The 22,472-nt window shown below is 67.9% G+C and carries 16 protein-coding genes; 7 read left to right on the top strand and 9 right to left on the bottom strand.

The window, feature by feature from the left end; translation table 11 throughout:
- Positions 1 to 65: 65 nt before the first annotated feature.
- From OG246_RS34765 to OG246_RS34750, 4 genes are all read right to left on the bottom strand, one after another.
- Positions 66 to 1,337 (bottom strand): MFS transporter, encoded by a 1,272-nt coding sequence (locus OG246_RS34765; RefSeq protein ID WP_266472604.1) that lies wholly within the window; start codon positions 1,335 to 1,337, stop codon positions 66 to 68.
- 36 nt (positions 1,338 to 1,373) lie between these two features.
- Positions 1,374 to 2,552, bottom strand: a complete 1,179-nt coding sequence (locus tag OG246_RS34760) for an amino acid deaminase/aldolase (RefSeq protein WP_266474938.1) — start codon at positions 2,550 to 2,552, stop codon at positions 1,374 to 1,376.
- Between the two features lie 137 nt (positions 2,553 to 2,689).
- The gene (locus tag OG246_RS34755) at positions 2,690 to 3,556 is read right to left on the bottom strand and encodes an SDR family oxidoreductase (protein WP_266472603.1); all 867 of its coding nucleotides are present in this window, start codon (positions 3,554 to 3,556) and stop codon (positions 2,690 to 2,692) included.
- Between the two features lie 75 nt (positions 3,557 to 3,631).
- Entirely contained in the window at positions 3,632 to 4,603 is a 972-nt protein-coding gene (locus OG246_RS34750; RefSeq protein ID WP_266472601.1) for an SMP-30/gluconolactonase/LRE family protein, read from the bottom strand.
- Between the two features lie 136 nt (positions 4,604 to 4,739).
- On the opposite strand from OG246_RS34750, the gene OG246_RS34745 reads away from it, so the two are divergent.
- From OG246_RS34745 to OG246_RS34735, 3 genes are all read left to right on the top strand, one after another.
- On the top strand, positions 4,740 to 6,281 hold the full coding sequence (locus OG246_RS34745) for an aldehyde dehydrogenase family protein (RefSeq protein WP_266472599.1): 1,542 nt from the start codon (positions 4,740 to 4,742) through the stop codon (positions 6,279 to 6,281).
- Positions 6,282 to 6,366: 85 nt separating this feature from the next.
- Positions 6,367 to 7,176 (top strand): class II aldolase/adducin family protein, encoded by an 810-nt coding sequence (locus OG246_RS34740; RefSeq protein ID WP_266472597.1) that lies wholly within the window; start codon positions 6,367 to 6,369, stop codon positions 7,174 to 7,176.
- Between the two features lie 135 nt (positions 7,177 to 7,311).
- Positions 7,312 to 7,692: a VOC family protein gene (locus tag OG246_RS34735; RefSeq protein ID WP_168515557.1), complete on the top strand. Its 381-nt coding sequence runs from the start codon at positions 7,312 to 7,314 to the stop codon at positions 7,690 to 7,692.
- Between the two features lie 30 nt (positions 7,693 to 7,722).
- On the opposite strand, the gene OG246_RS34730 is transcribed toward OG246_RS34735, so the two are convergent.
- Complete coding sequence (locus tag OG246_RS34730) at positions 7,723 to 9,516, bottom strand: CocE/NonD family hydrolase (RefSeq protein WP_266472595.1); 1,794 nt, start codon at positions 9,514 to 9,516, stop codon at positions 7,723 to 7,725.
- Between the two features lie 514 nt (positions 9,517 to 10,030).
- On the opposite strand from OG246_RS34730, the gene OG246_RS34725 reads away from it, so the two are divergent.
- Both OG246_RS34725 and OG246_RS34720 read left to right on the top strand, forming a co-directional pair.
- A complete protein-coding gene (locus tag OG246_RS34725; RefSeq protein WP_266472594.1) occupies positions 10,031 to 11,584 on the top strand; it encodes a UxaA family hydrolase in 1,554 nt (517 codons plus the stop codon).
- A 179-nt stretch (positions 11,585 to 11,763) separates the two neighbouring features.
- On the top strand, positions 11,764 to 14,178 hold the full coding sequence (locus tag OG246_RS34720; protein ID WP_266472593.1) for a glycoside hydrolase N-terminal domain-containing protein: 2,415 nt from the start codon (positions 11,764 to 11,766) through the stop codon (positions 14,176 to 14,178).
- Positions 14,179 to 14,291: 113 nt separating this feature from the next.
- Here the strand turns inward: OG246_RS34720 and OG246_RS34715 are convergent, their stop codons facing one another.
- Positions 14,292 to 15,170: an SMP-30/gluconolactonase/LRE family protein gene (locus OG246_RS34715; protein WP_266472592.1), complete on the bottom strand. Its 879-nt coding sequence runs from the start codon at positions 15,168 to 15,170 to the stop codon at positions 14,292 to 14,294.
- A gap of 149 nt (positions 15,171 to 15,319) precedes the next feature.
- Positions 15,320 to 16,252 carry a LysR family transcriptional regulator gene (locus OG246_RS34710; RefSeq protein ID WP_266472591.1) on the bottom strand — a complete coding sequence of 311 codons (933 nt, stop codon included), beginning with the start codon at positions 16,250 to 16,252 and terminating at the stop codon, positions 15,320 to 15,322.
- A 134-nt stretch (positions 16,253 to 16,386) separates the two neighbouring features.
- On the opposite strand from OG246_RS34710, the gene OG246_RS34705 reads away from it, so the two are divergent.
- Both OG246_RS34705 and OG246_RS34700 read left to right on the top strand, forming a co-directional pair.
- On the top strand, positions 16,387 to 17,589 hold the full coding sequence (locus OG246_RS34705) for a mandelate racemase/muconate lactonizing enzyme family protein (protein WP_266472589.1): 1,203 nt from the start codon (positions 16,387 to 16,389) through the stop codon (positions 17,587 to 17,589).
- 102 nt (positions 17,590 to 17,691) lie between these two features.
- Positions 17,692 to 18,450, top strand: a complete 759-nt coding sequence (locus tag OG246_RS34700) for an SDR family NAD(P)-dependent oxidoreductase (RefSeq protein ID WP_266472587.1) — start codon at positions 17,692 to 17,694, stop codon at positions 18,448 to 18,450.
- A gap of 22 nt (positions 18,451 to 18,472) precedes the next feature.
- Here the strand turns inward: OG246_RS34700 and OG246_RS34695 are convergent, their stop codons facing one another.
- Complete coding sequence (locus tag OG246_RS34695) at positions 18,473 to 20,806, bottom strand: glycoside hydrolase N-terminal domain-containing protein (RefSeq protein WP_266472584.1); 2,334 nt, start codon at positions 20,804 to 20,806, stop codon at positions 18,473 to 18,475.
- A gap of 129 nt (positions 20,807 to 20,935) precedes the next feature.
- The gene (locus tag OG246_RS34690) at positions 20,936 to 22,090 is read right to left on the bottom strand and encodes an ROK family transcriptional regulator (protein WP_266472581.1); all 1,155 of its coding nucleotides are present in this window, start codon (positions 22,088 to 22,090) and stop codon (positions 20,936 to 20,938) included.
- Positions 22,091 to 22,472 lie beyond the last annotated feature (382 nt).

Genomic DNA, 22,472 nt, shown 5'->3' with positions numbered 1-22,472 from the left:
CCAGGTTCTGGTCTTTTCATCAACTGCGAGTCGGGCTAAGCCGGTTGGGAGTCAGCTGGGCGCCCTCATCTGACGGAACGGATTCGGTAGACGAGGGCCGCTCCAACGGCCGCCGTGACACCTACGGCGGTGAACAGGAGGGAATAGCCGCGGTTGGAGGTGATGATGAAGCTGGCGATCAGGGGAGCCAGCGTCGGGGGGACGACCGAGCCGATGCTCATGATGCCGAGGTCCTTTGCCCGGCTCTCGGCGTCGGGCAGGACCTGGGTGATCAGTGCCTGGTCGACGGCCATGTAGGCACCGAACCCGCCACCCATGAGTGCCGACGCGATCAGCGCGACCGTCATGCTCGGGAAGCCGGCGAGAAGGAAGCCGGAGACGGCCTGGAGTACGGCCGCCAGCGCGACGAAGATCCGTCGTCGGCCGAGACGGTCGGACAGCACGCCGGCCACCGTGGTGGCCAGGATTCCCGCGAGCAGGTAGACGACGGTGACCGCCAGCAGACTGCTCTCCGGGTCCGAGACCCTCAGGTCGTCGGTGAGGAAGTACAGCATGTAGCAAGTGCCCAGTGAGTTGGCCAGGTTGACCAGCAGTCGTCCGCCGAAGGCCCAGGCGAAATCGCGGTTCCTGAGCGAGCTGCCCATGGAAGCGATCACCAGGTGCAGCCGCAGCGGGGGCTCGGTGTCGTACGTGGTGTCGCGGTAGGCCGCCAAGAAGGGCACGACACAGAGGATCAGGAGTACCGCGAGGACGGTGTAGCTGTGTGTGAAGGAGAGGCCGAAGGACGAGACGATGGCGATTCCGGCCACCACGCCGAGGGCCTGGGGACCGTATATGGCGCTGGAGATCATGCCGCGCTGCGGCACGGGAACGCGGTCGGCGATGACAGCGGTCAGACCGGCGGTGGCGGCGCTCAGCCCCAGCATGCTGGCCCCCCAGGCCACACTCACGCCTGTCACTGATCTCTGTTCACCGGTGACGATCAATCCGGCGGCGAATGTCAGCGCACCGGCGCCGAGCCAGATCCTTCGTCGGCCGAAGCGGTTGCGGGAGCGGTCGCACAGCGCCCCGCACAGCGGCAGGGCGATCAGTGCGACCAGCCCGGAGATGCCGTTGACGATGGCGAAGTCGCGCACCTTGGACGCCGGACTGATCGCCTCCAGTTGCTGCGGGAGCAGCAGCTGGAGGGGCACGAGGTTCGCCATCCAGTAGCCGAACCAGACCAGGCTGAACAAGGTGGTCCAGCTGCGCGAGACGGGTTCGGCCGGTCCTTGGGCGGAAGCCGGCCCGACGGACGCCACCAGGAGGGGCGCCGCGGATTCGGACTCGGTGGACATCGGGCCTCCGGGGGATGAGGGGCCTGGAAGGGGACGTCAGAGGAAGGCGTGGCCTTCACCGCGGTAGGTCGGGACCTGCTCGACGATCTGCGAGCCGGATACGAGATGGAGGACGTTCACGCGTTCGCACAGTTCGCCGGCCTTGGCATGCCGGAACCACACATGGTCACCGAGCCGGAGCCCCTCGGCCGCCGCGCCGAGGACCGGGGTCTGGACCTCCCCCGCCCCCTCCCTTGGATTCATCCGCAGGCCCTGGGGCCAGCTCAGGGTGGGCAGGCGGTCGTTTCCGGGCGGGCCGGAGGCGATCCATCCGCCTCCGAGGACAGTGGCGATCCTGGTTGCCGGGCGGCGTACGACGGACATGACGTAGTAGGCGGAGGGCCGGGGGCGGAAGCGGCGGTAGTGGTCGAACAGCCCGGGGCCGTAGAGACCGGAGCCTGCACCGATCTCGGTGATGACGTCCTCGGACGAGGTCTGCTCTATGGAGCCGGTGCCGCCGCCGTTGACGAATTCCAGCGGTGCGACGGTTTCGACGGCGGCGACGGCCGCGGCCCGCCGGTCGGCCAGTTCGCGGGCGGAGAGGCGCTGCATCGCGCGGACCGCGAGTCGCTTGAGGGGAGAGCCGGGCTGATTGTCACCCAGTCCGGCGATCTGGCCCTCGTAGGACATGACACCGACGAGCGTGAACCCGGCTCGCCCCACGATCGCCCGGGCGAGCGACGCGGCCTGTTGCGGAGTGTGGACAGGAGAGCGGTACGGGCCCAAGTGCAGTCGGCCGCCCGCCAGTTCCAGGGATGCGTCCAGGTCGATACAGAGGCGAATGTCGGGCCGGGAAGAGCCCACCACCTCGTCGATGAAGTCCAGCTGGCCGACCGAGTCGACCATGAGAGTGATGCGCGAGGCCGCACGTTCGTCCGCCGCCAACCGCTTCAGGGCTGTGCGATCCGCTGTCGGATATCCGATGACCACGTCCGCGTGCTCTTCGGCCAGCCACAGGGCTTCGGGCAGGGTGAAGGCGAGAATGCCGTGGTAGCCCTGCCGCTCGGCCGCACGCGTGATCAGGTCGCGGCTGCGCACTGACTTGCTGGCCAGGCGGATGGTGGCGCGGCCCTCGGCCCTGCGCGCCAGCTCAGCGGCGTTCGCGTCGAAGGCGTCCAGGTCCACCACGGCGAACGGCGGATCCAAGTGCTCGGTCGCCCTGGAGAGTTGTGCCATCCGGTCCTCGCTCAGGCCGGCGAGGGCGGAGACAGCCGATTTCACGTCCGGCCGGGACACCACATGTGCGCTCACAACTGCACCCTTCTGGATTGTTCGTATCGCCGGCCGGTCAAGGCGGCCGGCGGCAGGACCGGTCAGGAAACCGACCGGTGCGGGGTCTCGGACGCGTCGGACGTGCAGGTCTTCCCGTCGGAGACGAGCCGCTCCCTCTGGCGCACGCCTCTGGCCTCGGCCCGAGGCAGCACCCAGCGCATCAGTCGCGGGAACACACCGGCGATCCGCTGGAAGCGTCCGGCGAGGGGTGGGAACACCACCTCAAGCGGTTTGGAGACGATCGCGTCGACGACGGCCTTCGCGATCTGCTCCGGCGCGTACGACTTCTCGGCAAAGGAGATCGCGGACGTGGGGTCGGCCATCTCCTGGTCGAGCATCTTCGTCCGGGTGGACGGCGGGTGGATGATCGTGAAGTCCAGGGGGCCGTTCCGCTCCTCCAGCGCGACGCTGTGGTGGAAGCCCCGCATCGCGTACTTGCTGGCGCCGTAAGTGGAGTATCCCGGCAGGGGCAGGAACGAGGTCATGCTGCAGACGTTGATGATGTGGCCGCTGCCCCGCTCGGTCATGCGGCGGAGCGCCGTATGCACGCCCGTGATGGTCCCGAGCAGGTTGACCTCGACGATGTCGCGGTGCTGCTGGAGGCTGAGGTCCCGCGCATGTCCGGTGTGGGTGATCCCCGCGTTGTTGATCAGGACATCGACGGCACCGAGCTGCGCTTCGGTCGCGTCGAACGCCTTGGCCCAGCCCTCCGGGTCCCTGATGTCCAGTACGCAGCCTGCGGCGCGGTCGCCCAGTCGGCGGGCGGCGGAATGGACGGCTTCCCCGTTGACGTCCGTCAGCATCACGCGATGACCGCGGGCCACCGCCAGCGCGGCTATCGCCGCGCCGATCCCGTCGGCGGCCCCAGTCACCAGCACGACCTGGCTTCTTTCCGAGTTTCGGCTCATGCTCACAGCGTCTCTTGGTCGAGTGTCCAAGTCAACTGTCCGACATGAGATTGAACCGGACCGTTATCGGACGGTTCACAGTCGGTACATCTCGATGCGGCCGCCATTGAGCTCGCGGGCGCGGACGGGGTCGTCGGTCGGAACGGTCGCCGCGAACAATGTGCGGCCGTCACCCCCGGCGACCAGGCAGCTCAAGGTGTTCTGGCTCGTCGCGACGCGATCCAGAACTCGGCCGCCCTCCGCCACGCGCACGCACTCACCTCGTAGGGCGTTGGCGATCCAGATGCTTTCGCCGTCGCTGTGCCAGGCGATCCCGTCGGGGGCGATCGGCGACGAGGAACGCTTGGCGATGGCCGGGTGGTCCAGCGCCGCTGACACTCTGCGCGTGATCCGCCCGGGCAGCCCTGGATGGTTCACCATGCGCCACAGCAGCGGTGAGATCAGCGCTGCCCAGGGGCGTGGGGTGCCGAGAGTGCCGTCCGGATGGACGGGGAAGGCGGTGAGGCGCATGCCCAGGGTTTCGGCGGCCACCAAGGTCCTACCGTCCGGGGTGAGCAGACAGCCGTTCGGGAACAGGGTCGGTTCCGTCAGCCCGATCAGTTCCCCGTCCGGGGCGAGGCAGGCGATCGGGGTCTTCGGGGGACCCGGGGGTGCGTAGAGCATCGAGTTCGGGTGCTCCCGGACGAAGGCGTGGTAGTCGAAGCCGAAGTTTCCGACGTATGCCCGCCCCTTCGGATCGACGAGCATGTCGTTGACCGGGCCGCCGACGAGGTGGCGCAGATCCGCATGTTCGACCAGCTGTCCATCGGGCTCGAGGCGGTAGACGCAGCCGCCGTCCATCGAGACGACCAGCATCCTCCCGTCCGGGAGCCAGCCCAGTCCGCCGGCGCGTCCGGGGACCTTGGCGATCGTCTTCGCCTCTCCGCTCCCGTCCCAGCGGTGGACTGTGCCGTGCGCGAGATCGGAGAACCACAGGGCGTTCTCATGCCAACGCAGCGACTCGGGGACGCCCAAGCCGTTGAGTGTGATCGACGCTGTCCGTTTCATTCCGAATGCTCCTTGGCGGCGACGCGGGAACTTTCCCCGTTGCGATGAAGTTGGTCAATTGTCCAAGACTCTTGACTTGCACAAACGACCGTCCCATTCTGGATGAACCGAAGTCAACGTTCCTGCAGGAGATTCCGTGACTCAGACTCGAACCGTTACCGCAGCCGCTGACTCGGCGCCCGCGGGCATCGCGGTGGACAATCCCGCCACCGGGGAAGTGGTCGGACACGTGGCCGACACGCCCGCGGAAGAGGTGGTGTCAGCGGTCCTCCGGGCCAGGCAGGCGCAGGCCGGCTGGGCGCGGCTCAGCCCGCGAACGCGTGCGGAGCTGTTCACGCGCAGCCGCCGCTGGCTGCTGGCGCACCGGCAGGAGATCACGGACTCCATCGTCGCGGAGAACGGCAAGGCGGAGGAGGACGCGATCGTCGAAGTCGTCTACTGCGTCAGCGCCTTCGCCTACTGGGCCAAGCACGCACGACGCCTCCTCGCCGACACGAAGGTGCGGTCCCTGTCACCTTTCGTGCTGGGGCGCAGCATGTACACCCGCCGGGCACCGGTCGGCGTCGTCGGGGTCATCGGCCCCTGGAACAACCCGCTGATCAACTCCTTCGGTGACGCCATCCCAGCCCTCGCGGCAGGCAACGCCGTCGTGCTCAAACCCTCCGAATACACCCCGTTGACCGCGCGCCTCATGGAGCAGATGACCCGCGAATGCGGCTGGCCCGACGGCGTGTTCCAGGTCGTCACCGGCGCGGGCGCCACCGGCCAGGCCCTCGTCGAAGCCGCCGACTTCGTGATGTTCACCGGGTCGACGAAGACCGGCCGCGCCGTCGCGGCCCGGGCCGGCGAGCGGCTCATCCCCTGTTCGCTGGAACTCGGCGGCAAGGACGCGCTGATCGTCCTCGCGGACGCCTCCGTGGAACGGGCCGTGAACGTCGCCCTCCACGGCGCTCTGTTCAACGCGGGCCAGACCTGTACCTCGGTCGAGCGGGTCTACGTCGAGGCCCCCGTGTACGACGAGTTCGTCGCCCGGCTCGAAGAGCGGTTCCGTGAGGTCACCATGGGCAGGCCCGCGGGACTGGGCAGCACCGATCTGGGCGCCATGACCTTCCCGCCGCAGATGGGGATCGTCGAGGACCAGGTCACGGACGCCGTGAGTCGCGGTGCGCGTGTCCTCGTCGGGGGCCATGCGGCTCCCGGCCCCGGTCGCTTCTTCGAACCCACGCTGCTCGTCAATGTCGATCACACCATGAAGTGCATGCGCGAGGAGACCTTCGGCCCGACGCTGCCCGTGATGAAGGTCGCCGACGCCGAGGAGGCCGTTCGGCTGGCCAACGACAGCGAGTACGGCCTGCAGGCGACCATCATCGGTTCGAACATGGCCCGCGCTCGGCAGCTGGCCGCGCGACTGGAGGCCGGCTGCGTCACCATCAACGACGCCCAGAGCAACTACCTGGCCCTCGGCCTGCCCATGGGGGGTTGGAAGGCGTCGGGAGTCGGTGTCCGGCACGGTGCCGAGGGCTTCCGCAAGTACACCAAGCTGCAGGCGATCTCCGTGAACCGGTTCCCGATGCGCCGCGACCTTCACATGCTCCCGTTCGCCCCCTCGTCGTATCGCTTCATCCTGCGGCTGGTGAATGCCATGTACGGCAAACGCCTGCGCTCCGACCAGAAGTAGCGGCACCCGCACGAACGAGCAGTAGCCGCGTCCACAAGAACAAGAAGTAGCCCGACCCGTAGGAACGTTGAGAGGCAGGAAACCCATGTCCCTGACACCCACAGCCGTCCAGCAGGCATCCGTCGGCCCCATGCCCGAGGGCGTCACCCTGCCCTTGCCGCCGGAGAACCTGTCCGTCGAGGAGGAGCGGCAAGTCCGAAAGCAGGAACTCGCGGCGGCCTTCCGCGTGTTCGCCCGCTTCGGCTTCTCGGAAGGGGTGGCCGGCCACATCACCGCACGCGACCCGGAGAACCCCACGGCCTTCTGGGTCAACCCCTTCGGGATGGCGTTCAGCCAGATACGGGTCTCGGACCTGATCCTCGTCGACCACGACGGCACCCTGCTGGAGGGGAAGCGGCCGGTCAACAACGCCGCCTTCTGCATCCACTCCGAAGTGCACCGGGCGCGGCCCGATGTGGTCGCGGCCGCGCACACCCACTCACTGCACGGAAAGGCCTTCTCGAGCCTGGGTATCCGGCTGGACCCGATCACGCAGGACTCCTGTGCCTTCTTCGAGGATCACGGCCTCTACTCGGACTATCAAGGGGTCGTGAACGATACGGAGGAGGGCCGCAAGATCGGTGTGGCTCTGGGCAGCGCCAAGGCCGTCGTCCTGCAGAACCACGGGCTGCTCACGGTCGGGCAGTCCGTGGCCGAGGCCGCCTGGTACTTCATCACCATGGAGCGGTCCTGCCAGGCGCAGCTCCTGGCCATGGCCGCCGGCAAGCCGAAGCTGATCGACTCCGAGACGGCGCGGATGGTGCGTTCACAGATCTCCGGCGCGCTTCCGGGCTGGTTCCAATTCCGCCCCCTGTGGGACCAGATCACCGCGGAACAGCCCGATCTGTTCGACTGAAGTCAAGCACCCTGAAATCACTTCGCCGGTGCGCGCCTCGTCCGGTACGGTCGCGGGGTTGTTTTCACTGCTGGGAGCCCACAAGGTTCGCTTGTGGCCTCCCCTGCAGTTCCGAGGCTGAGAGCAGGTTTCGTTATGGCATGTCGTATCAGTGAGCTCGTGCTGGGTTGCCGCGACCCCGAGGTGCTGGCGCGGTTCTGGTGCGAGGTCCTGGACTTCGTCGTGCTCGATCGCGAGGACGACGGCACGCTGGAGATCGGGCCGCGCGAAGGGTTCGGCGGTCCGCAGCCGACGATCATCCTCAGTCGCAGGGATGAGCCGGAGAAGGGGAAGTCCCGGCTGCACATCGACGTCAACGCCACCGACCGCGATCAGGACGCCGAACTCGAACGCCTCCTGAAGCTCGGTGCGCGCCCGGCGGACATCGGCCAGACGGGGGAGGAGCAGTGGCATGTCCTGACCGACCCCGAAGGCAATGAGTTCTGCCTGCTCAAGGCCCGCCTCAACCCGCTCTGAACCGCTACTGCCCGTGCCCACGCGGTCGGGTCAGGACGCCGGCCCCCAGTTGTCGTTGCTGGGGGCCGCCGCACCGGGTGATGTCAGCGGAAGATTGACGAACGATGCCGCTTCCGCGGAGCGTTCAACGGTGTACAGACCGCCGGTCAGGTTGGCCAGTTGCTGCGGGGTGGGGGAGACCGGGAAGTGGAAGTCGGCCGGCGGCTGGCTGTTGATGGTGACCTGGATCCTGTAACCGGCCGGGATCCTGGTGAAGTTCGGCAGCAGGGAGATGTCGTACCGGGTGGTCCGGCCGGGTGTCACCGGTTGCTGCGAGGCTTGGGTGAAGGGGTGGCTGGGCTTGAGAAGTGCCTTGTTCCTGCCGTACCAGCTTTCGCCGGTGTCCACGGCGCGTTGGCTGCCCAGGAGAATTCCGTCGGCTTGCTTGGTCACCGTGCCGTCCGGCGCAACGATGTTCAGTGTGGCCGTCAGTTCGGTCTCGACGGTCGTTGATCTGGCGTAGAGAGTGACGTCGGCCGGTCCGTTGAGCAGGGCTGTGTCGGCGAGCGGGGCCGTTGTGTAGGTCAGCGTGTTTCCTGCGGTCGACGCGCCCCAGGAGAGACTTTCGCTTCCCTGCTCCGTGGGCTTGGTTGCCGTCAGCGACCCGTTGCCGAGGTAGTAGGTCCGAGCGTCCAGAGACAGCGGCCATGCGGAACTGTCGATCCAGGTGTTCGCGCCGTTCTCGAACAGGTGCAGGGGCTTCGAGGTGGCGGCCATGCCGGTGGGTGCGTTCTTGAGCCAGGTGTCGAACCATTCCAGGCGAATGGCCTGCAGGGTGGATTCGTTGACGTGCTCGCCATGGGTCCAGGGCCCGACGATCGCCTGGTACCGGCCGGTGACGGGGTCGCCCGGTGTGATCGGATCGGTCAACGGCCGGTGAAAGTAGGCGTTTTGGGCCGCGACATAAGCGCCGAGGTTCCCACCGGGGAACAGGTCCTCCCACCCGGCTTGGCTGAGCGCCGGAATGTTGTTGCTCACGATCCGCGGCATGAGTTTCTGGACGTTTCGCGCCCGCCAATAGGCATCGTTGTACGAGCGTGAGCCGCCGTTGGCCTGCTGGGTGATCGTCACGGATTGCGGGTCGGTCGCAGGGTCGTCTTCTGGACCGCGTGGTTGGGCTCGGGCGATGTTGGCCACGAAAGAGGTGGGGATGCCGCCGTTGGCCGTGAGGTCGTTGTAGAAGTCCGAATCGGTGCAGAACGGTGCGATGGCTTTGAGGGCGGAGTTCTTGCCCACAGCCGCGGCGGTGAACCACTGGTTCACTCCGAGGTAGGAGCAACCCTCCAGCCCCACCTTGCCGTTGGACCCCGACAGCGTGTGGGCCGCCCAGTTGACGAGGTTGGCTCCGTCCTTGCCCTGCCGGTCGCCGAACCAGTCGAGTTGTCCGCCGGAGTCACCGGTGCCCCGTACCGCGGAGACCACGAAGACGTATCCCCGCTGAACGAAGTAGGTGCCGTTGTCGGCAGGGTCGGAAGGCTGCGTGCCGTAGGGGTTCTGCGCCAGCAGCACAGGGAAATCGCCCGACGCGCGTGCCCCGGTGCTCGGGTCGGTCGGATAGACGATGTCGACCGCGATTTTCACGCCGTCGTCCATGGTGACGGTGGTGCGCACGGGCGCGCTCGTCGCGAACGTGGGCGCCGGCGGCTGCCAGGCAGAAGCTGATGCGGGCGCGGCGGTGGTCGCTGTCTGTCCCGCCACCAAGAGGGCGAGCGCAGCCGAACCGCCGGCCAGTACCGAGGCTGTGCGCGACAGCTTGACCTTGTTTCCGACCTTGGACCCTGTCATGGGGCTCCCTTGAGGTTGGTGAGGATCTGCAGCTGACTCAGTCGTAGTCATCAACCGAATGTTCGGTAGTTTCGGGAGGGGGCGCAGGGGCTGTCAAGGGAGCGTGCAGGAAGTGCGCGGGGGTCACTCTCGAGGCGACGGGGGTCCAGAGTGGCGAAAGCGCAGGCTGGAACTCCCGGGCGGCGGAAGTGAGTTGAGGGGTTCTTGTGCGCGGCAGTTCGCGGCTCAGGCTTGTTCGGGCCGTCGGAACGCGTCGGCGTTGAGCGTGAAACCCTCATCACCGCGCCGGCGAAGGTCCACCGGTCGGCGACCGAGCAGGTTGAAGTGGACCACCGGATGGTGGTCGCCATGAGCCATTGCGCGTGCAATTGTCTGCGTCAGTCGTCTGACAGATGTTTTCCATCCGATTTTCACGCTTCTCAACAGCAGCAATCGCCGCCTAGCGTTTGCGCCACGACAGCGGAAGGTGCCGGATTCGGCAGCGGACGCCGTACGTCAGTTTGAAGGAGCTCGAGTGAGTGAGACGACGGACGGCCTCGTGCCCGCTTTAGGGCGGCCTCGGCTACTGGTGGCCGACCGCAGCGCCGACAACGTCGGACTGACGTTGGACGATCTGCGCGAGGGGGCGGTCTGCGATGCCGATCCGGTGCGGATCCCGATCACTCAGGACATTCCGGCCGGCCACAAGGTCGCGCTGACCGACATCCCGGCGGGCCGGGCGATCGTGAAATACGGAGCCGTGATCGGGTACGCGACGGCTCCGATCACGCCGGGCAGTCATGTCCACGTCCACAACGTGGAGGTCAGGGGCGCGGCCTCGCCCAATCGCGGCGGCGCCCGGCAGACCGCCGTCCCGTGGACGCCGCCAGTGGCCCCGACGCGCGACCATTTCCTTGGCTACAAGCGGCCCGGAGGCGCCGTGGCAACCCGCAACTACATAGGAATCCTGCCGTCGGTGAACTGCGCCGCCACGGTGTCCCGAATGGTCGCCCAGGCGGCGGAGGCCGCGCACGCCGGGACCCCCGGCCTGGACGGGGTGATCGCCCTTGGCCATGACCTGGGCTGCGGCCTGGCGGAGGGCGGCCGGGGCGACGAGATCCTGCGCCGTACCCTGCGCGGGTATGCCGCCCATCCCAACCTCGTCGGGGTCGTTTCCGTCAGCCTCGGCTGCGAGGTCAACCAGCCCGAGAACTTTCTGGAGGACCTGCACCGCCCGGTCGAGCAGCTGACCATCCAGGAGTTGGGCGGGTCGGTCGCGACGGTGAACGAGGCGCTGCGGCAGGTCGCGGTGATCGCGGAGGGGGTCGCCGGGCTTCGCCGGGAGCCGCTGCCGCTGTCCGGGCTCACCCTGGGCCTGCAGTGCGGCGGCAGCGACGCCTACTCCGGCCTGACCGCCAACCCCGCTCTGGGAGTTGCCGCCGACCTGCTGGTCGCCGCCGGAGGCCGGGCGATCCTCGGGGAGACACCGGAGATCTTCGGGGCCGAGCATCTGCTCGTGGCGCGGGCCGCCGAAGCGGGACTGGCCGATCGGCTCGACGAGATCCTGGAGTGGTGGAATGAGTACGTCCGCGCCAACGGGGCCGAACTGGACAACAATCCCTCGCGCGGCAACCGCGACGGGGGCATCACGACCATCTGGGAGAAGTCGCTGGGCGCGGTCCTCAAGGGCGGCAGCAGCCCGCTGCGGGCAGTCGTCGACTATGCCCAGCGGGTCGAGGCCCCTGGTCTGACCTATATGGACACCCCCGGCTACGACCCGGTGTCGGCGACCGGCATGGTGGCCGGCGGGGCGAACCTGCTGGCCTTCACCACCGGCCGCGGTTCGGTGTTCGGCTCCCGCCCGGCCCCCTGCCTCAAGATCACCACGACCAGCCGGTTGTACCAGCACATGGCCGGCGACATGGACTTCGACGCCGGGGCCGCGTTCACCCGCGAGGAGCAGATCACCACGGGCGTAAGGCTGTTCGAGCGCTTGGTGGACCTGGCCTCGGGCGAGCCGAGCAAGTCCGAGTTGCTTGGATTCGGCTCCGAGGAGATCGCCCCGTGGCGGATCGGAGCGGTGCTGTGATCGCGACGGTCCTCGATGGGGGAGGGAACCGGCACCGACGCGAAGGACATTCCGCGAATAACCAGGATGCTCTATGCGAATGTCAGGGACCTTGAGCTCCCCAATTACCGGATCTATGTTTCTCCTGCCTTTCTGAGCAGCACTTTGCGCATCAGAACTCCCCAGGAGGAACAGCCCTCATGAGCTCGCGCCAGCCTGCCCACCCGGACTTCCCGAGTCGGCGGAGATTCCTTGAGCTGACCGGCTCCGGCGCCGCGGGAACCCTCGCCGCCTTCGCGGGACTGCCGGCCTTCACCGCCGCCGCGGCCGAGCCGCACCGGCCCGCCACCGACCCCCGGGTGGACGACAGCACGGCGGTGCGCCTGTGGCACACGGCGCCCGCAGCCGCGGGCAACATGATCCAGCAGGGCATGCCCATCGGAAACGGACGGCTCGGCGCCCTCGTCGGCGGGGACCCCGCCGACGAAGCGCTCTTCATCACCGACGCCACCATGTGGACCGGCGGGCGCAACGACGTGCTCAGCAGCGACGGCCAGTTCCCCTACGACCAGACGGCGTTCGGCACCCTGACTCAACTCGCCCACCTCACCGTCGAGATACCCGGCCACACCCTGGACTCCGTCACCGGCTACAGCCGCGCCCTGGACCTGAGCAACGGCCTGGTCACGGCGTCCTACGCGCAGAACGGCGTGACTTACCGGCGGGAGGTGTACGCCAGCCACCCGGACGACGTCGTGGTCGTACGCTTCTCGCAGAGCGGCGGCGGCACCTACACCGGTCGGATCACCCTGGCCGGCACCCACGGTGAGAACACGGTCGCCAACACCTCCGACGCCACCGCTTCCTTCAGCGCCGAATTCGACAACGGCCTGCGCTACGGCGCCGCCATCACGGCGGTCAGCGGCACCGGTCAGGTCGAAGTCACGGGCTCCGGCGTGGACTTCACCGGCTGCGGCGATCTGACCGTCATCTTCAGCGGCGGCACCGACTACGCCCCCGACTTCGCCCAGGGCTACCGCGACCCGTCCGTCGACCCCCAGGCCCTGGCCCGGAAGAAGGTCCGTACGGCGGTTCGTCAGACGCCCGACAGCCTCGCCGACACCCACATAGCCGACTACCGGAACCTCTTCGACGCGATGACACTGTCGCTCGGAACCTCCACCGAACAGCAGCGCCAACTCGACACCTGGACCCGCCTCCAGACCCGCGCCCAGGACGGCGCCGCACCCGATCCCGAACTGGAGGCGTCCTACCTCCAGTTCGGCCGCTACCTGATGATCTGCGGCTCGCGCGACAGCGTACCGATGGGTCTGCAGGCAGCGTGGATCGACACCAACACCCCTGGCTGGATGGGCGATTACCACACCGACGTCAACATCCAGATGAACTACTGGATGGCCGACCGGACCGGCCTGCCCAGCTGCTTCGACGCCCTCACCGACTACTGCCTGGCCCAACTGCCGGCCTGGACCGACACCACGGTGCGGCTCTTCAACGACCCGCGCAACCGCTTCCGCAACTCCTCGGGCAAGGTCGCCGGCTGGACCGTCGGCATCTCCACCAACATCCACGGCGGCTCGGGCTGGCAGTGGCACCCGGCCGGCAGCGCCTGGCTCGTGAACACCATCTTCGAGCACTACGAGTACACGCAGGACACCCGGCTGCTCGCCCGCATCTACCCACTGCTCAAGGGCGCCTGCGAGTTCTGGGAAGCCCGGCTGGTGCCCGTCACCGTCACCGACCCCGCCACCGGGCAGTCGCGCGAGGTCCTCGTGAACGACAAGGACTGGTCACCCGAGCACGGACCGCAGGATGCCATGGGCATCACCTACGCGCAGGAACTGGTGTGGGCGCTGTTCACCAACTTCCACACCGCGAGTGCGACGCTCGGCAAGGACAAGGCCTACCGGAAGGTCATCGACGGCCTGCGCGACCGCCTCTATCTCCCGCAGGTCAGCCCCACCACCGGCTGGCTGGAGGAGTGGATGACCCCCGACAACCTTGGCGAGGTCCAGCACCGCCACCTCTCGCCGCTCATGGGCTTCTTCCCCGGCGACCGCATCAGCCTGGAGTCCTCACCCGCCGAACTCCTCACCGGTGTCCGGAAGCTGCTCACCGACCGTGGCACGAGCCTGTACGGCTGGGCCAACGCCTGGCGTGCGCTGTGCTGGGCCAGGTTCAAGGAGGGCGAGAAGGCGTACGAGATGATCATGACGAATCTGCGGCCCTCGACGGGCAGCACCGGCGGATCCGCCCTCAACCTGTTCGACGTATGGCCGCTCGACGACACCAGCAGCATCTTCCAGATCGACTCGAACTTCGGCACTCCGTCGGCCATGGTCGAGATGCTGGTGCACTCCCGGCCGGGCCGGATCGAGTTGCTGCCCGCGCTGCCCGACGCGTGGGCCGAGAAGGGGCGGATCACCGGTGTCGGCGCCCGTGGTGGCTTCTCAGTTGACGTGTCCTGGCGCGACGGCAAGGTCAGGCAAGCGGTGATCCGCAGCGTGGGCGGCCGTACCACCGAGGTCACCGCGGGAGGAGTGACCCTGACCGTACGGCTCGGGCGCGGCGAATCGGTGACCCTGCGCTGGTAGACGAGGGCGCCACCCGGCGGCATGGAGACGGCCACCCGCACACGATGCGGGTGGCCGAATGCTTGACGGTCGCGGATTCGGGAGCGGTGAACTCCCGGGTCGGGCGGAGGAGTTCAGGCCCGGAACGGCTGTACGGGAACCCCGGTCGTGCCGGTCTCGACGACGAAGACGGAACCGGACAGCGGGTAGCGCGCCAGTTCCTCGGCGGACAAGCCGTTGCGCGCGGAGGTGATGTACAGACGGCCGTCCTGACCGAAGACACAGCTCGACGGCTGGTGGGCGGGCACCGGTACGACCCCGACCACACGCCCGGCCGGATCGTATCGGCGTACCTCGCGGCCTCCGAACATGGCCACCCAGAAGCAGCCGTCCACGTCGACCGCCAGGCCGTCGGGAACGCCCGGTCCCTCGGTCTCGGCAAGGACGTCGAGAGGACCGAGAGACCCCGGCTCCGCATAGAAGTCCGCCCGGTAGAGCAGGTTGGCGTAACTGTCGGCGAGGTACATGACCGTGTCGTCGGCGTTCCAGCCAAGACCGTTCGGCAGCACCAGACCGCCCACCTCGACGACGCTCGGGGACTCGCCGTCCCAGCGGTGCAACCGTCCTTGGTCGGGGGCGAACTTCATGTCGTTGCTGCCGGCCCAGAATCGTCCCCGCGAGTCCACCTTGCCGTCGTTCATGCGCAGGTTCGGTTCGGGCAGGACCGGGTCGACCACCTTCAGTTCACCGTCGACGATGAAGCCGAACCCGTCGGACACCGCGGCGACGAAGCCGTCATGGTCGGCACGCGGCGCCACGGCACCGACCATCATGCCGACCTCGGTCACGGTCTGCCGGCCGCTGGACAAGTCGTCCTCGTAGACCTTGCAGCCGTAGATGTCGACCCACACGAGCCGGCCGGTGCGAGGATCGAAGACGGGTCCCTCGCCCACGTCCGACGTGTCGCTGCGAACCGCGACATCGAGATCCGAGTAGGTCCGAACATTGGTCATGCCCGACTCCGTTCGTTGCTTTCGGCAGCCGACAATCGGGCTGCTCCCACGCGGGGGACCGCTGCCGACCAACCTTGCCCCGAGAAGCCGCCACGTCAATGGTGAGTCCCGGATGACCGGTATCCGAACCGCGAATCGCACCGCGGAAATCAGAGCGGTGGAATAGCAGTTGTGCCCTCTGGTCGCGGCGCCCGGATGACCGCACGGATAAACGCCTGTGCGGCCGCGCCCAAGGGGCGTTGCGAATGCCACCAGATACCGACATCTCGGTATCGGTTCAGGTTGTGTATAGGGCGCATTTCCATGCCCTCACGCTGAATCATCACCGCACCGAGGTAGTTGATGATTCCGATACCGTGTCCGGCCCGCACCATCGCGCCGAGTGTGGTCGGCTGATGGGAGACGGTGCCGTAGGGGGCGACCGTGTCCTTGATGCTCAGCTCGACTTCGGCTTCGTAGCCGACCACCGTGTTGGCAAGCGGATTGCCGATGGTGATGACCCGCTGATTCACGAAGTCCTGTAGATCCACCTCGCTCTTCTCGAGCAGCGGATGGCCGGTCGGAGCGAGCATGACGAACGGCTCCCGCCACAGCGGACGCATGGTGAACGCATGGTCGTGCGGCTCGGGGCGGACCGGCCGGAGCGCCACGGAGACCCGTCGCTCGGACAGTGCCGCCTCGATGAAGGCGACGTCTCCGTCGAGCACCGCGACATGGATCTGCGGGTGTTTTTCCCGCAGTTCGGTGATGACACCCGGGAGGAATTCGGAGCTTCCGCTGGCGAAACTCGCCACGCTCACGTTGCCCGCGATGGTGCCGCGGTCCGTCTGGCGCGCGGTGACCAGTTCGTCGGCTGCCGCGAGGACGGCCCGGGCTCTCGACAGCAACGCACGGCCGTCGTCGGTGAGAGTGAGCGGCCTTATCCGGCGCTCGATCAACGAGCAACCCAGTTCGCGTTCGAGACTCGCTATGTGCGCCGAGACCCGCGGCTGCGACAAGTGCATCTGCTCAGCCGCTCGCGTGAATCCGCCGGCATCCACGACTTCAACCCATGTACGCAGCCAGGCCAACTCGAGTGCCATTGACAAAACCTCCTCAGGGCAACAGCTTTACCGCTGTCCGCGCGACAATCCATGGGCGTGACATCTGCGAGGCAGATCGCCCGCATACGCATATCGACGTTGACGTGCCCCAGCGGCCATGGCCGACTGGGACAATGACCGATCAGACTTCCTTCGGTATCGCCCGCGGGCTTCTCTCCGTACACGGCGCCGACCTTCCGCGCGGCGACGACGGTGCGGTGATCACGTCCGTCACGACGTATGCCCTCGCCGTGCCCCTGCAGCGGCCCATCGCCGACTCCACAGCCGCCATGACGCACTGGACGGTGCCCGTGGTGGAGATCCGCACCGCCGACGGCCTTGTCGGGACCGGGATCTCCGGCATCCACTGCGCCCCCGAACTCCTCACCGACGTGATCACCTCGTACTACGCCGACGCTCTCCTCGACACCTCGTCGGAAGACATCCTGGGCACCTGGAAGCGCCTCTACTGGCTGCCGACGCACTGGATCGGTCGCGCCGGTGTCGTCCACATGGCCCTGGCGATGGTCGACATCGCCCTGTGGGACCTCGCCGCGCAGCGCGCCGGCATGCCGCTGTGGCAGCTTCTCGGCGGGACGCAGGACAGCATCGAGGCGTACAACACCGACGGAGGCTGGCTGAACCTCTCCGACGCGGACCTGGTCAGGGACCTCACGTCGCTGATCGACCACGGATGGTCCCGGGTGAAGATCAAGGTGGGCCGCCCCGACTGGAAGGAGGACGCACGACGGGTGCGTGCCGTCCGTAAGGCGATCGGGGACGACGTCACGCTGATGTGCGACGCCAACCAGCGCTGGGACCTGTCGACGGCGAACCAGATCATGCCGACCCTCGAGGAAGCGGCGATGGACTGGGTCGAGGAGCCGTTCCATGCCGACGATCTTCAGGCACACGCCCGGCTGCAGTCCTCCACCCGGCTGGACGTCGCCGCCGGGGAGAGCATCTACTCCTACCACCAGTTCGCCTCCTTCATGGCGGCGGACGCCATCCGGGTCGTACAGGTCGACGTCACCCGGGTCGGCGGAGTCACGGAGTGGCTGCAGATCGCCGGCCATGCCGCGTCGAGAGGACTGCGGCTGGCACCTCACGCCGGCGACATGATGCAGGTCCACCAGCACCTGGCAGGCACCGTCCTTTCCGAAGTGCCTCCCCTCGTCGAGTTCATCCCGTGGACCCAGGAGGCGTTCGTCGAACGCAGCATCGTCCACGAGGGCCTGCTGGAGCGTCCGCAGAGTCCGGGCGCCTCGACCGCGATCGCTCCGTCCGCGCGGGTCCGCTGGCAGATTCCGGGAGTGGGAGCCGACAGGACGTTGTGACGCACGCGCGGTCGCAGAGTCGCCGTGCGCCCGCATCCGTTCCACGATCAGAGCCGCCCCAGGGCGCGCAGAGCCGACGTACACGAACGAAAAGGGACTGACATGTCTGAGTCGCAGCCGCACCGGTCCGAGGAGAGAGTCGCCGTCGTCACCGGCGCGGGCCAGGGGATCGGCTACTCCATCGCCGCGGCCCTGGTGGCCCGCGGTGTGCGCGTTGTCGTCACCGACCGCAATCCGGACACAGGAGCCGCCGCGGCGAAGGAACTTGGCTGCGTGTTCCTGCCGCTCGACGTGTCGGACCCGCTCGCCGTCACCGCGACGGCCGACGAGGTGGTGCGGCAGTTCGGACGCGTAGACATCCTTGTCAACAACGCGGGGATAGCTCACGAGGACGACGCCCTCGACGTGACCGACGAAGTGTGGAACCGCATCCTCAGTGTCGACCTGACGGGCACCTTCGTGGCCTGCCGCGAGTTCGGCCGGCACTTCGTCCGGCAGCGTTCCGGATCGATCGTGAACATCTCCTCCATCGCGGCCTTCATCGGATCCAACCCCGAGTACCACGTCGCGTACGACGTCGCGAAGGCCGGCGTGGCCCAGCTGGCGCGGTCGCTCGCGGTGGAGTGGGCACAGTACGGGGTACGGGTGAACGCCGTCGCGCCGGGCCGTACCCGTACGCCGATCCTCGACACGGTCGGGATGGACGACCCGGAGCGGATGACGCAGTGGATCGAGCAGATCCCCATGCGTCGGCTGCTCGAGGCGGATGAGATCGCCTCGGCCGTGGCGTTCATCGCCCTCGACGGGTCCGCGGTCACCGGGCAGACGCTTCTCGTCGACGGCGGTCAGATCGCCCAGTGACCACCGGGAGAAGGGGTTGTCGTCAGCTTGAACGGACGACAACCGCTTCCCCTTTGTCGAACTTCACGTCAAGGATCTCCTGGCCGTAGCGCAGTCGGGTGCTCCCGGCGGCGGAGGAGGAGCGGATGCGTGCGGCATCGAGGCGCCCGTCGCGCCAGCGGAGATCGACGGTGAAGCCGCCGCGGGCACGCAGTCCGTGGACGTATCCGTCCCGCCAACTCGCCGGGAGTGCCGGCAGCAGTTCGATCTCGCTCCCGTCGGACTGCAGCAGCATCTCGGCGATCCCGGCGGTCCCTCCCGCGTTGCCGTCGAAGGAGTAGATGTTCTGCGCCGCCCCGGCCACCCCGCCCGCGGAGTAGGACATCAGGTTGGCCTCGCTCGCGTCCGTGATGAGGTTGGTGAGGTGCGCGAGTGCCCGGTCGCCCTTGAGCAGGCGGGCGAAGTAGACGGTGAAGTTCGCCTCGACCCACTCCGTCTGCTCCCAGCCCGGGGCCTGCTGCCTGCGCTCGATCGTGACCTCCGCGGCATGTGCCAGGGCCGGTGTGTCGCGCGGAGTGATCTGCCGTTCCGGGAAGAGAGCGCTCAGATGCGAGGTGTGACGGTGGCTCGGATCGGCCTCCTCGTAGTCGTGCAGCCACTCCTGCAACTGCCCGTGCCGCCCGATCCGGAACGGGGGCAGTCGACGGCGCGCTTCGGCGATCCGGGCCCTGAGTTCGGCATCGACGTCGAGCAACTCCGCGCTCTCGGCGCAGATACGCAGTACGGCCTCCACGAAGACCCGGTCGGCGGTGGCGCCCATGGAGACCGAGCACTGGCTTCCGTCAGGCGCCAGATACCAGTTCTCCGGTGACTCGGAGGGGCCGGTGACCAGCCAGCCGTGCTCCGGCTCCGCCACCAGATGGGCGAGGAAGAATTCGGCGGCCTCGCGGAAGACCGGGTAGAGGCGCTCACGCAGGAAGACCTCGTCGCCCCCGTACTGGTAGTGCTCCCACAACTGGAGGGCGATCCAGGCCCCTCCCGTCACATTCAGGCCCCAGCCGATGCCTGATCCAGGTGCGGTGTAGCCCCAGGCGTTGGTGACGGTGTGCGCGACCCAACCGGGAGCGCCGTACATCTCTTTGGCGGTCGTACGCCCGTGTGCGGCTGTGGTCTCGATCAGGCGGAACAGCGGTTCCTGGCACTCGGCGAGGTTCGTCACCTCCGCTGCCCAGTAGTTCTGCTGTGTGTTCATGTCGAGGTGGAAGTCGTTCGTCCAGGGCGCGCTGCTGGCCAGGCCGTCGTTCCAGAGTCCCTGGAGGGCCAGCGGCAGAGGTGAGTCGCGGCGGGAACCGGCGACGGTCAGATAGCGGCCGAACTGGAAGTACAGCGCGATGAGTTCGGCATCGGCTTCCCCGGAAGCGAGCCGCGCACGGCGCTCGTCGGTCGGCAGAGCCGCCGCGTCGGCCGGGGCACTTCCCAGATCGATGGAGACCCGTCGCATCAGGGCCTGGTGATCCACGATGTGTGCGGCGCGGACCGCCGCGTACCCGGCATCCACTGCCGCTGACAGCAGTACGTCGGTACGGAACCCCGGGTCGTCCCCTGCCCAACTCGTTCCGACGGCGACGTAGACCACAGCCGAGTCCGCGCCCTCCAGGTACACCGTGTTGTCGACACACCGGACGGAACCGCCCTCGGCTTCGAGGCGTGTGCGGATCTCCAGGGCGACCCCCTGCTGTCCGTTGCTGTGGAGGTTCTCGTAGGCGTGGCCGCGGAGGACGACGTCGGTGTCGGTGGCCGTGATGCGTCCGGGAATCACCCCGTCCTGGATCGAGAGGGAGAATCCGATCGAACCCGGCCGGTCGGCGGTGAGGCGGATCGCGATGACGCCGTGCGGATTCGAGGCGAAGACGTCGCGCGTGACGCGTATGCCGTCCTGTTCGTAGTTGATGGACGCGACGCCCGTGTCGAGGTCCAGGGTCCGCCGGTAGTCCAGGACCGGGGCCTCGGAGAGGAAGTCCAACTGCACTTCGGGCAGGGGGAGGTTGGTCCCGAACGACTGTGGTCTGCCCACGAGGTGTTCGGTGGCGAGCTGTTGTGCCTCTCCGTGGCGGCCCGCGAAGAGGAGTTCGCGGATGTCCGCGAGGTACTGCCGTGCGGTGGCGCTCACATCGGCCGTCGACGGCTCGCCGGACCAGGCCGTCGACTCCGACAGCTGGACTCTCTCCCGGTCGGTACCTCCGTAGACCATTCCGCCGAGGCGCCCGTTGCCGATGGGGAGCGCCTCGAACCAGCGGGTGGCCGGGCGGGCGTACCAGAGAGCGCCGGACGGAGCGTCGGTGCCGGGGGACTTCCACTCGGAAGCGAGATTGAGCATGGCGTGGACTTTCCAGGAGTGCGGAAGCCGGACGGTCGAGGGAGTGCGTATGCGGGAGGGCGGATGTCATCCGCAGGCTCATGCGAAGGAGTCGTCTGCAGGCTCATGCGAACGAGTCGTCCGCAGGCGTCACTTGGTGGGCGCGAAGAGGTGCTGGGCGGCGACCGCGGCCCCGCCGCGGGCCCATTCCTCGAACGGCAGCGGTCTGACCACGAGGTCGCAGTCGGAGGCCGCACCGAACACCTGGGCCCCGAAGGTCTGCCGGATCTGGTCCTCGTAGAGGGCGTACGAAGCCACGCCCTCACCGGAGATGATGATGCGCTCGGGGCCGATGAGGTTGGCGACGGAGGCCAGGGCGAGACCCATGGCGTGTCCGGCGCGGGAGAAGACGGCGCGTACGGCGGGGTCGCCGGCGTGTGCGAGTCCGACTGCTTCGTCCATGGTCAGAGTGGGGTTGCCACTGGCCTGACGGGCTTGTTCGGTGATGGCGTGGGTGGAGGCGACGGCTTCTACGCAACCGGTGTTGCCGCAGGTGCATACGCGGTCGCTGCCGCCCACCGGTAGATGTCCGAGCTCTCCCGACACTCCGTGCGCACCCGACACCACCCGGCCGCCGAGGGACAGCCCGCAGCCGATGCCGGCGCCGACGGTGACCAGAGCGAACGAAGACAGGCCTGCCCCGGCGCCGAACCACTGCTCGGCGACGGTCAGCGCCCGTACGTCGTTCTCGATCACCGTCGGGAGTCCGGTGGCGGCCTCGACGAGCCTGCCGAGCTGCACCCGGCGCCAGTTGAGGAACGGTGAGTACTGCACGGTGCCGTTCTGGCCGTCCACGTCCCCGGAGATGGTGACGCCGACACCGTGCACCACGCTCTCCTCCAGCGCTCCCGCCTCGTTCCCCAGCCGCGCGATCAGCTGAGCGATGGCGAGTACGACGGTGCCCACGTCGCGCGAGGCGAGGCCGGCCCGAGCGGTGGCGAGCGGCTGCGCCACGAGATCGGTGACGACGCCGATGAGCTCGTCCGCCGTGACCTTCACACCGAAGAAGCGGGCACGTTGCGCGCGTACCGAGATCAGGGTGGCGGGGCGGCCGTGTGCCCGCTCGACGGCGGGCCGGCCCAACTCGGTGATCCAGCCGTCCGCCAGCAGGGGAGTGGCCACCTTGGTGACCGCGCCGGGCGACAGTCCGGTGCGTCGGCCGACCTCGGCCCGGGTCAGGGGGCCGTGGGCGAGCAGGGCCTGGAAGACCAGGGCGGCCGCGGGTGGCTGGTCGGCGAGCGTCATGCGGCGACCATACATTTCCAACGGAAAATAAGAAAGCAATTCTGCACAGCCCGGATAGTCGCCTCTTAGTCCATTTCCTGGTCCAGTCCGGCCCATTCTTTAGACGAATGTTCATTATTCGCGTCGCGCAATATGTTGACGCTGGAAGGAAAGCCTGACTACATTCGCCGCACCTTGCGTCAGGTGGACCAGATACTCCTCCGGCGCAGGTGGCGGCCGGTCTCCTCCCCGTCCGGCCGCGTTGTTGTCACCCTTCAGCGGTGTTCCGGGACGGCCACCGCTGATGAGGGCAAGAGGGGCAGGCCCGAGCTGCCCCGGCCAACCAATTCCTCATGCGGCTGACCGTGCATGGGCACTACACGGACTCGCCCGGCAGTCCGCT

Source organism: Streptomyces sp. NBC_00620, from assembly GCF_026341825.1.
Lineage (GTDB): Bacteria > Actinomycetota > Actinomycetes > Streptomycetales > Streptomycetaceae > Streptomyces.
The sequence above is the reverse complement of the archived record's forward strand: the minus strand, read 5'-3'. Positions and strand labels throughout refer to the sequence as shown.

Bases quoted from the DNA above. Each gene is read 5' to 3' on its own strand.
- OG246_RS34735 (WP_168515557.1), top strand. From the start codon at position 7,312: ATGGCATGTCGTATCAGTGAGCTCGTGCTGGGTTGCCGCGACCCCGAG.
- OG246_RS34720 (WP_266472593.1), top strand. From the start codon at position 11,764: ATGAGCTCGCGCCAGCCTGCCCACCCGGACTTCCCGAGTCGGCGGAGA.
- OG246_RS34765 (WP_266472604.1), bottom strand. From the start codon at position 1,337: ATGTCCACCGAGTCCGAATCCGCGGCGCCCCTCCTGGTGGCGTCCGTC.
- OG246_RS34760 (WP_266474938.1), bottom strand. From the start codon at position 2,552: ATGGCACAACTCTCCAGGGCGACCGAGCACTTGGATCCGCCGTTCGCC.
- OG246_RS34690 (WP_266472581.1), bottom strand. From the start codon at position 22,090: ATGACGCTCGCCGACCAGCCACCCGCGGCCGCCCTGGTCTTCCAGGCC.
- OG246_RS34740 (WP_266472597.1), top strand. From the start codon at position 6,367: ATGTCCCTGACACCCACAGCCGTCCAGCAGGCATCCGTCGGCCCCATG.
- OG246_RS34730 (WP_266472595.1), bottom strand. From the start codon at position 9,516: ATGACAGGGTCCAAGGTCGGAAACAAGGTCAAGCTGTCGCGCACAGCC.
- OG246_RS34755 (WP_266472603.1), bottom strand. From the start codon at position 3,556: ATGAGCCGAAACTCGGAAAGAAGCCAGGTCGTGCTGGTGACTGGGGCC.
- OG246_RS34750 (WP_266472601.1), bottom strand. From the start codon at position 4,603: ATGAAACGGACAGCGTCGATCACACTCAACGGCTTGGGCGTCCCCGAG.
- OG246_RS34715 (WP_266472592.1), bottom strand. From the start codon at position 15,170: ATGACCAATGTTCGGACCTACTCGGATCTCGATGTCGCGGTTCGCAGC.
- OG246_RS34705 (WP_266472589.1), top strand. From the start codon at position 16,387: ATGACCGATCAGACTTCCTTCGGTATCGCCCGCGGGCTTCTCTCCGTA.
- OG246_RS34695 (WP_266472584.1), bottom strand. From the start codon at position 20,806: ATGCTCAATCTCGCTTCCGAGTGGAAGTCCCCCGGCACCGACGCTCCG.
- OG246_RS34710 (WP_266472591.1), bottom strand. From the start codon at position 16,252: ATGGCACTCGAGTTGGCCTGGCTGCGTACATGGGTTGAAGTCGTGGAT.
- OG246_RS34700 (WP_266472587.1), top strand. From the start codon at position 17,692: ATGTCTGAGTCGCAGCCGCACCGGTCCGAGGAGAGAGTCGCCGTCGTC.